The 7,954-nt window shown below is 74.5% G+C and carries 6 protein-coding genes; 5 read left to right on the forward strand and 1 reads right to left on the reverse strand.

The features are described from left to right. Nucleotides 1-193 precede the first annotated feature (193 nt). Complete coding sequence (locus ACH4D5_RS03400) at nt 194-1,633, forward strand: tetratricopeptide repeat protein (protein WP_398298030.1); 1,440 nt, start codon at nt 194-196, stop codon at nt 1,631-1,633. Here ACH4D5_RS03400 and ACH4D5_RS03405 read toward each other — a convergent pair. After that, nucleotides 1,630-2,223 (reverse strand): histidine phosphatase family protein, encoded by a 594-nt coding sequence (locus tag ACH4D5_RS03405; protein WP_398298032.1) that lies wholly within the window; start codon nt 2,221-2,223, stop codon nt 1,630-1,632. The genes ACH4D5_RS03400 and ACH4D5_RS03405 overlap by 4 nt on opposite strands. Nucleotides 2,224-2,476: 253 nt before the next feature. Here ACH4D5_RS03405 and ACH4D5_RS03410 point away from each other — a divergent pair, with 253 nt between their 5' ends. The 4 genes from ACH4D5_RS03410 to ACH4D5_RS03425 all read left to right on the forward strand — a co-directional run bounded on the left by ACH4D5_RS03410 (nt 2,477) and on the right by ACH4D5_RS03425 (nt 7,919). Then, nucleotides 2,477-3,448, forward strand: coding sequence for a phosphatase PAP2 family protein (locus ACH4D5_RS03410; protein WP_398298034.1), 972 nt, complete (start codon nt 2,477-2,479; stop codon nt 3,446-3,448). Continuing rightward, entirely contained in the window at nt 3,381-4,556 is a 1,176-nt protein-coding gene (locus tag ACH4D5_RS03415) for a hypothetical protein (RefSeq protein ID WP_398298036.1), read from the forward strand. The genes ACH4D5_RS03410 and ACH4D5_RS03415 overlap by 68 nt, the downstream gene beginning before the upstream one ends. 397 nt (nt 4,557-4,953) lie before the next feature. Beyond that, on the forward strand, nt 4,954-6,558 hold the full coding sequence (locus ACH4D5_RS03420; protein ID WP_398298038.1) for a hypothetical protein: 1,605 nt from the start codon (nt 4,954-4,956) through the stop codon (nt 6,556-6,558). Next, the gene (locus ACH4D5_RS03425; RefSeq protein ID WP_398298040.1) at nt 6,558-7,919 is read left to right on the forward strand and encodes an AAA domain-containing protein; all 1,362 of its coding nucleotides are present in this window, start codon (nt 6,558-6,560) and stop codon (nt 7,917-7,919) included. Before ACH4D5_RS03420 ends, ACH4D5_RS03425 begins: the two co-directional genes overlap by 1 nt. Nucleotides 7,920-7,954 lie beyond the last annotated feature (35 nt).

Consider the following 7,954-nt stretch of genomic DNA (forward strand, 5'->3'; position numbering starts at 1 on the left):
GGATGGCATTTCATGGCGGATCCCGGATGAGATATCCGGTTTGTAGCCAAACCCCGCGTGGCGGACCCGTCACAGCCGGTACGTTCGTGCTCCGCCGGAACAGGGCAGGCCCGCGAGACCCAGCGCGCGGGCGCGGCGTCCAGTGCGCGAGCGTGTGCACCATCCGGCACGATCCGCACGAGAGGGTCCGGCCATGGCGTCGTCACCGATGGCATCGTCAACTCAGTCCCCACGACCGAACCTCGCATTCCGACAACTCCGCGGACAGCGCTCGCCGGGCGAGTTCGCCGCGGCCGTCCGACGGTCCGCCCGCGAGATCGGCGAACGCGTCAGCTGCGACGCCCGCTACATCGGGCGCGTGGAGGCGGGCGAGATCCGCTGTCCCAACTACGCCTACGAGCGCGTGTTCCTGCACATGTTCCCGGGCCGGTCCCTGACCGACCTGGGGTTCGCCCCCCGCGCCCTGGTGCGCGGCAGGGGGGCGCGCGCCGAGCAACCGACCACGATCCAGTTGTACGAGTCCCATCCGTCCGGGTCCGACCCCCGCGCCTGCGATCCGTACGCGGTCCAGACCCACGAGGAGAGCGACGTGCAGCGTCGCGCGTTCATGACCGGTTCCACGGCCACCGTGGCCGCCGCCCTCGGCCCCATCGGCCTCACCCTGGGCGGTCCGGCGGAGGCGGCCGCCCTGCGCGGCCGCAGGGTCGGTGACGCCGAGGCCGGCGCGGTCGAGGAGGCCGTGCGCAAGATCAGGCTGCTCGACGACCGGCACGGCGCCGACGGGCTCTACCGGCGCGCGGCCGCCCCCCTGCGCACCGCCTACACCCTGCTCGACGCGGGGACCACCACCCGGCAGGCCACCTCGGACCGGCTGCACGCGGCCGCCGGTGAGCTGGCGATCTCGGTGGGCTGGCTGGCCCACGACTCGGGCCGCTTCGACGACGCCCGCTCGCACTACGCCGAGGCCCTGGCGACGGCCCGGGTCTCCGGGGACGACGCCCTGGAGGCGCACGCCTTCTGCAACACGGCCTTCCTCGCGCGGGACGCGGGGCGGCCCCGGGAGGCGGTGCGGGCGGCCCAGGCGGCCTCGCGCGCCGCCCGCCACCTCGGCTCGCACCGGCTGCTCTCGCTCATCGCGCTGCGGGAGGCCGGGGGCTGGGCGGGGCTCGGCGACCGCTCGGGCTGCGAGCAGGCGCTGGCCCGCGCCCACGGCCTCTTCGACCGCGGGGCCCGCGCGGAGGACCCGGAGTGGATGAGCTTCTACGGCCCCGCCGAGTTCGCGGGCCTGGAGGCGCAGTGCTGGTCGGCCCTCGGCGAGTGGGCGCGGGCCACCGGGCACGCCCGGCAGGCCGTGGACACCGCCTCCTCGCAGACCCCGCAGTTCACCCGGAACATCGCGCTCTACACCGCCGAGCTCGCCGACGACCTGGCCCGCGCGGGCCGCCCCGACGAGGCCGCGGCGGCGGGTCTCGAAGTCCTCGCGCTCCTGGGAGAGGTGCAGTCCTCACGCATCCAGTCGATGCTCGCCACGACGGCACGGGTCCTCCTGCCGCACCGCAGCACCTCGGGGGTGAGCGACTTCCTGGAGGGGCACGCCGCCCTGCCGCGCGTGGCCCAGGGCGCGGGGCACTAGGCCAGGTGACCGGTCTCGTTCCACGACTCGACGGCAGGCTCTCCGTAGGCCCAGCCGAGGACCGACAGGGACGTCGGGTTGAGGCGGATGCGGGCGGCGAATTCGATGCCGAGGCCCAGCCAGCGCGCGCCGATGACCCGCAGGATGTGGCCGTGCGCGAAGACCAGCACGTCGCGGTCGGCGCTCCTCGCCCACTCCACGACCTCGTCCGCGCGCGCGGAGACCTGCTCCAGCGTCTCGCCCTCGGGGACCCCGTCGCGCCAGATGAGCCAGCCGGGCCGGATCGCCTGGATGTCGGCGGGGGTCATGCCGTCGTACGCGCCGTAGTCGAACTCCATGAGCGCGTCCCAGGCGGTGGCGCGGTCCCCGAAGCCGGCGAGTTCGCAGGTCTCCCGCGCGCGGGAGAGCGGGCTGGTGCGCACCTCGACGTCCGGGAGGCCGTCGAAGGGCGCGCGGCGCAGCCGCTCGCCCAGGAGCTTGGCGCCGCGGCGGCCTTCTTCGAGGAGGGGGATGTCGGTCCTGCCGGTGTGTTTCCCGGACAGGGACCATTCCGTCTGTCCGTGCCGGGCCAGCAGGATGCGGGGGGCCATGGGGTCACTCCAAGTCGTACACATGTCGAATCCGGCCACGTGCGCCGATGACACTTTTGATGCTTTTTACGGACAGGGCGCGCCTGCCCCTCCATCATCGCCCACCTGTGATCGAGCCCCCGCCGGGGTGGGCAACCCGGGCGCCGATCTCTGCGTCTTAGTCGGCCGGGGGATGCCTCGCCCGCCTTCGCGTACGCCGTAAAGTGAGGCGGCGGCAGACGCCGCGTGAACAAAGACATGGGGGACCTATCGGATGCCGAAGACCGACGTGCCGGGCATCACCGGCATATCCGGGCCCCGGCTGCGCTGGTGGACGGAGCTGCCGCTGATCGTCCTGGTGTACGCCGCGTACTCGGCGGGCCGGCTCATCGTCCGAGGCGATGTCTCCAGTGCCATCGACCACGGTGTGGGAATCCTGAAGGCCGAGCGGTTCCTCCGTATCGACGCGGAGACCCCGCTGAACCGTCTCTTCACCGACAACGCCTGGATCGGCGTCCCCGCCGACTTCTGGTACGCGTCACTGCACTACCTCGTCACGCCCGCCGTCCTGGTCTGGCTGTTCCGCAGCCGTGCCGTCCGCTACCGGGCCGCACGCGCGTGGCTGATGATCTCCACCATGATCGGCCTGATCGGCTTCACGCTCCTGCCGACCTGCCCGCCCCGGCTGCTGAGCAAGGGGTACGGCTTCGTCGACACCATGGCGCAGTACAGCAACTACGGCTGGTGGGGCGGCGAGGCGAGCGCGCCGCGCGGGCTCGGCGGGATGACGAACCAGTACGCGGCGATGCCCAGCCTGCACGTGGGGTGGGCGCTGTGGTGCGGCGTGATGCTGTGGCGGTGCGGGCGCACGCCGGTGACCAGGGTGGCCGCCGTCGCCTACCCCCTCATCACCACGATCGTGGTGATGGGCACCGCCAACCACTACCTCTTCGACGCGCTCGCGGGCGCCGCGGTGATGGGCGTCGGGCTGCTGCTCGTACGACCCGTGCAGCGGCTCGCGGAGCCCGTGATGAACCGGTTGCGGGCCCGCTTCCTGCCGTCCTCGGTGCCCTCGTCCGCCACAGAGTCCTCAATTGTCGGTGGTGGATGCCAGACTTCGACAGGTGAGCGAATTCCCCGACAGCGCAAGCAGAGTGTCGCCCCCGGCACCGAGTCGAGTGCCCGCCCCGCAGACGTCGGCCGACCCACCGACGCGGGGGAAGGCGCTGCGGCACCGGCTCGCTGAGCTGCGCGGCGCGGATCTTCCCGCGCGGCCGCTGGACGCCCGGGCGCTGGCCGCGCTCGCGGCCAACCCGGGGTGCGGACGGCGTGCGCTGCTGGACGGCGCGGGGGTGGACAAGGCGGCGCTCGCGGAGTCCCTCGGCTCGCCCTCGGGCTTCGGCCAGTCCCAGTTCGCGTTCATGCGGGGCAATGCCTTCGAGGCGCGGGTCAAGGCCGACGGCGGCGCGGAGCTGCTGCGCCTGACGCACGCGCGCGTGGGCGGCGGGCCCGAGCCGGTGCCCGGCGAGTCGGCCGTCCCCGACCTGTCGGCGGCGGGCCCCGAGGGCCGCGCCGCGCGGACCGCGCTCGCGCTGCGGGAGGCCACGGGTGCGGGCGGGTGGACGCTCCTCGACCACCCCATGCTGGCCCTGGACGTCGCGGGGAGCCCCGCCTTCCTGGAGCCGGACGCGGTGGTGGTCCATCCGGACGGCAGCTGGACGGTCGTCGAGATCAAGTCCTTCCCGATGATCGACGGCTCGGCGGACGCGGCGAAGGTGGGCGCGGCCGCCCGCCAGTCCGCGGTGTACGCGCTGGCGCTGGAGCGGGTGGCGGAGCGCATGGAGCCGGCGCCCCGCGTCCGGCACGACGTCGTCCTCGTCTGCCCCAAGGACTTCTCGAACCTGCCGACGGCGTCCGCGATCGACGTCCGCAAGCAGCTGTCGGTGACCCGCCGCCAGCTGGCCCGGCTGACCCGCGTCGAGGACATCGCGGCGGAGCTTCCGGAGGGCACGACCTTCGACGTGCGCCGTCCCGTGGACGAGCTGACGGCGGCGGTCGAGGCGGTCCCCGCGGCGTACGCCCCCGAGTGCCTCGCCGCCTGCGAGCTGGCCTTCCACTGCCGGGAGCGGGCCCGTGAGCACGGCGAGGTGACGGCCCTCGGCCGCGCGATCCGCGGTGAGCTGGGCGGCCTGACGACCATCGGAGAGGTCCTGGCGGCGGCCGCGGGCTCGGCGGGCGACCCGGACGACCCGGCGGTGGCGGCGCTGCGGAGGGCGGCGGGGTTGCGGGCCGAGGCGGTTGCTGGCGTGGGCGCGATTTCTGGCGTGGGCGCCTCGGGCGGTGCGGAATGCTGACCGTCGTCCCGTCGCCCGAAGGTCACCTCCCCACCCACCCACCCTTCACCCACCGACCGACCCCGCCCCCACCGCGCGTCGGCGCCGCCGACCACAGCGGCGGCAGGACCGACAGCATCTGGCCGACCCGTGCCGTGCCGGGTCACCGAGCCGCCGGCCCCCGCCGGACCGGCACCGAGCCCGACGGCCGGCCTACCGACGGGGCGACCGGCGAAGAGTCCGCCGGCTCCCGGCCGGGCGGCCACGCGGCCATCGCTCGGATCGTCGGCTCCCAGGCGGGCAGCCCCGCGGCGCCCGCTCGGGCCGTCGGCCTCCGGGCAGGCGGTGCCGGGGGACCGTGGGTGGGGAGTTGGGGGCAGGTCGGTGGGGGGCTTGTGCGGATGGGGAAGGGGCCTTCGTGTCGTTGATTGATGGGCTTGCTCGGTTGGAGGCGGTCAGGGCGGGGCGGGCGCAGGTGCGGGCCACCGTTCGGCATCGGCATGTGTCTCAGCGGCCTCTCGTGCTCGTGCCGCTCATCACCGCCGGTGAGGCGGGCGCGCCGCTCGGTGCGCTCGTCGGGACGGAGCGCACCTCGCCCCGCCTGCTGGTCGTACCGCAGCCCCGCGACCGCGACCTCCGCTTCGCGTTCCTCGCGCAGCTCGCGGAGATCGTTCTGCCGTACGTGGACGCGTTCGCGCAGGACGTCGAGGCCGCCGAGCGCAACGAAACCGACCCCGAGACCGGCAAGCGCGTCAAGGTCGAGGTGGAGCTCTGCACGGACGCGCCGCAGCTGATCGTGCCGAGCCGCGCGGGCATCGAGTTCGTACGGCTCCTCGGCCGCTCCATGCGGTTCCGGCGCACCGCCGAGCAGGACCCCGACGCGCCCTACCCCGCCCCGCCCCGCGTCCCCCTCCTCGGCCGCTGGCTGACGCACTTCGGGGAGCGGGCCCGCGTCCCCGGGTCGTCCCTGCTCGTCGCCATGACCGAGCTGCTGTCCCGGCACTGGGCGACGGGCCAGTCCAGCCTGGAGGACCAGCACCTGGGCGCCCTGCTCGCCTGGATCGAGGCCCCGGAGGGCACCTCGGGCGCCGAGGCCGCGCTCCGCGCCGAGCTGGCCCGGGACGGGGACGGCCAGTTGTTGTGTCCGCCCGCGGGCCCGGCCACCGACCCGGCGTTCGACAACGACCTGCTGGCCCCCGCCATCGAGCGCTACGACCGCGCGCGCACCGCCCTGGCCGCCGCCGAGGACGGTGTCGAGGCGGACGAGCGGCTGGCGCTCCTGACCGCCGCCGAGCGGGAGATCCACGCCCTGATCGACAGCAGGACGCGGCCCACCTGGGACGCCGTGTGGCGCGGCCTCGACGCCCTGTGCACGCTCCCCGAGGCGGCGCACGCCGCCGACCGGTGGACCCGCGACCGCTGGTCGTTCACCGGCCACCGCGACCGGGTGGCGGCGGGCGAGCCGCCGCAGCCACGCGTCGACGACGCGGTCACCGCGGCGAACAAACTGGCGACCCGCGAGCGCGAACAGGCCCGCCTGGAAGCCCAGGAGGCCCTCGACGACCCGCTGGTGATGGCCGGCCGCCGGCTCGCGGGCGAGGCCTTCGTCGGCGAGGTGACGGAGGTCGTCATGGCGTACAGCGAGGGGAAGAGCCCGCGGCCGCGCCCCCTGGTCACCGTCCGCACGGACGACCAGCCGCACCTCGGCGAGCGCACGAAGGTGTACCGCGCCCTCGGCGGCAAGCCGCAGACCGCGGAGTTCGTGGGGTACGAGGCGTACGAGAGGGAGAGCGGCACGGCGGCCGTCGTGCTGCGCATCACCGACAAGATGGGGCGCGGCAAGGAGCCCGAGCCGGGATCCGTCCCCGAGAAGGGCGACCGGATCTGCTGGACGCTCTTCGAGCACGAGCAGCGCGGCGGCCCCAAGCTGCCCGACCCGGAAGCCACCCCGTGGACCCACGGCGGCCCGCCGTCGGGCGCCGCGGAGAGTCCTGACCCCGTGACCGCGGAGGACACCCTGTGATGCAGCTCGCCCCGCCCGCGGGCGGCACGTTCGACCCCGGCGCCGAGGCCGCGCGCGCCACGGACGCGATCCTCCACGACACGCTGCACGGCACGCACCGCGGCGTCGTGGTCGACTCCCCGCCCGGTGCGGGAAAGTCGACCCTCGTGGTCCGCGCGGCCCGCGAACTGGCCGCGGCGGGCCGCCCCCTGATGGTGATCGCGCAGACGAACGCGCAGGTGGACGACCTGGTCCTGCGCCTCGCCGAGAAGGACCCCGAGCTGCCGGTCGGCCGGCTGCACAGCAGCGACCCCGATCCGTACGACAAGGCCCTCGACGACCTCGCGAACGTCCGCACGTCGACGAAGGCGGGCGACCTGGCGGGCCTCGACATCGTCATCTCGACGGCCGCGAAGTGGGCGCACGTCAAGGCCGACCAGCTCGACGCGCCGTGGGGCCACGCCATCGTCGACGAGGCCTATCAGATGCGCTCGGACGCGTTGCTCGCCGTGGCGGGGCTCTTCGAGCGGGCGCTGTTCGTGGGCGACCCGGGGCAGTTGGACCCGTTCTCCATCGTCGGCGCCGAGCAGTGGGCAGGCCTTTCGTACGACCCCTCGGCGTCCGCCGTGTCGACGCTGCTCGCCCACAATCCCGAACTGCCGCAGCACCGCCTGCCGGTGTCCTGGCGGCTGCCGGCCTCGGCGGCGCCCCTCGTCTCGGACGCGTTCTATCCGTACACGCCCTTCCGCAGCGGTACGGGGCACGGGGACCGTGTGCTCAACTTCGGGGTGCCGTCGGACGGTTCGGCCCCCGACCGGGTGATCGACGAGGCGGCGGAGTCGGGCTGGGGCCTGCTGGAGCTGCCCGCGCGGAACACGCCGCGTACGGATCCGGAGGCCGTCCGCGCGTTGGCGCAGGTCGTGCGCCGCCTGCTGGACCGCGGCGGCGCGGCCACCTCCGAGCGCGGCCCTGATCCCACGCCGCTCACCGCCGACCGGATCGCCGTCGGCACCGCCCACCGCGACCAGGCGGCAGCGGTGCGGGCCGCCCTCGCGGACCTCGGCGTCCTGGACGTCACGGTGGACACGGCGAATCGTCTCCAGGGCCGGGAGTACGACGTGACGGTCGTCCTGCACCCGCTCTCCGGGCGGCCGGACGCCACGGCCTTCCACCTGGAGACGGGGCGCCTCTGCGTTCTGGCGTCCCGTCACCGGCACGCCTGCATCGTCGTCTGCCGCGCGGGCGTAAGCGCCCTGCTCGACGAGCATCCGTCGACGGAGCCGGTTCAGCTGGGCGTCACGGTGAAGTTCCCCGACGGCTGGGAGGCGAACCATGCGGTCCTGGCCCGTCTCTCCGAACACAGGGTGACTTGGCGCCCCTGATGGGGCCCCGGCAGGGGCGCGGGGAACTGCGCGAG

Origin of the sequence: Streptomyces sp. NPDC018029 (assembly GCF_044327655.1) — a bacterium.
In the GTDB taxonomy this organism is placed as follows: domain Bacteria; phylum Actinomycetota; class Actinomycetes; order Streptomycetales; family Streptomycetaceae; genus Streptomyces.

Coding starts and splice junctions, on each gene's coding strand:
- ACH4D5_RS03400 (WP_398298030.1), top strand. CDS start 194: ATGGCGTCGTCACCGATGGCATCGTCAACTCAGTCCCCACGACCGAAC.
- ACH4D5_RS03405 (WP_398298032.1), bottom strand. CDS start 2,223: ATGGCCCCCCGCATCCTGCTGGCCCGGCACGGACAGACGGAATGGTCC.
- ACH4D5_RS03410 (WP_398298034.1), top strand. CDS start 2,477: ATGCCGAAGACCGACGTGCCGGGCATCACCGGCATATCCGGGCCCCGG.
- ACH4D5_RS03425 (WP_398298040.1), top strand. CDS start 6,558: ATGCAGCTCGCCCCGCCCGCGGGCGGCACGTTCGACCCCGGCGCCGAG.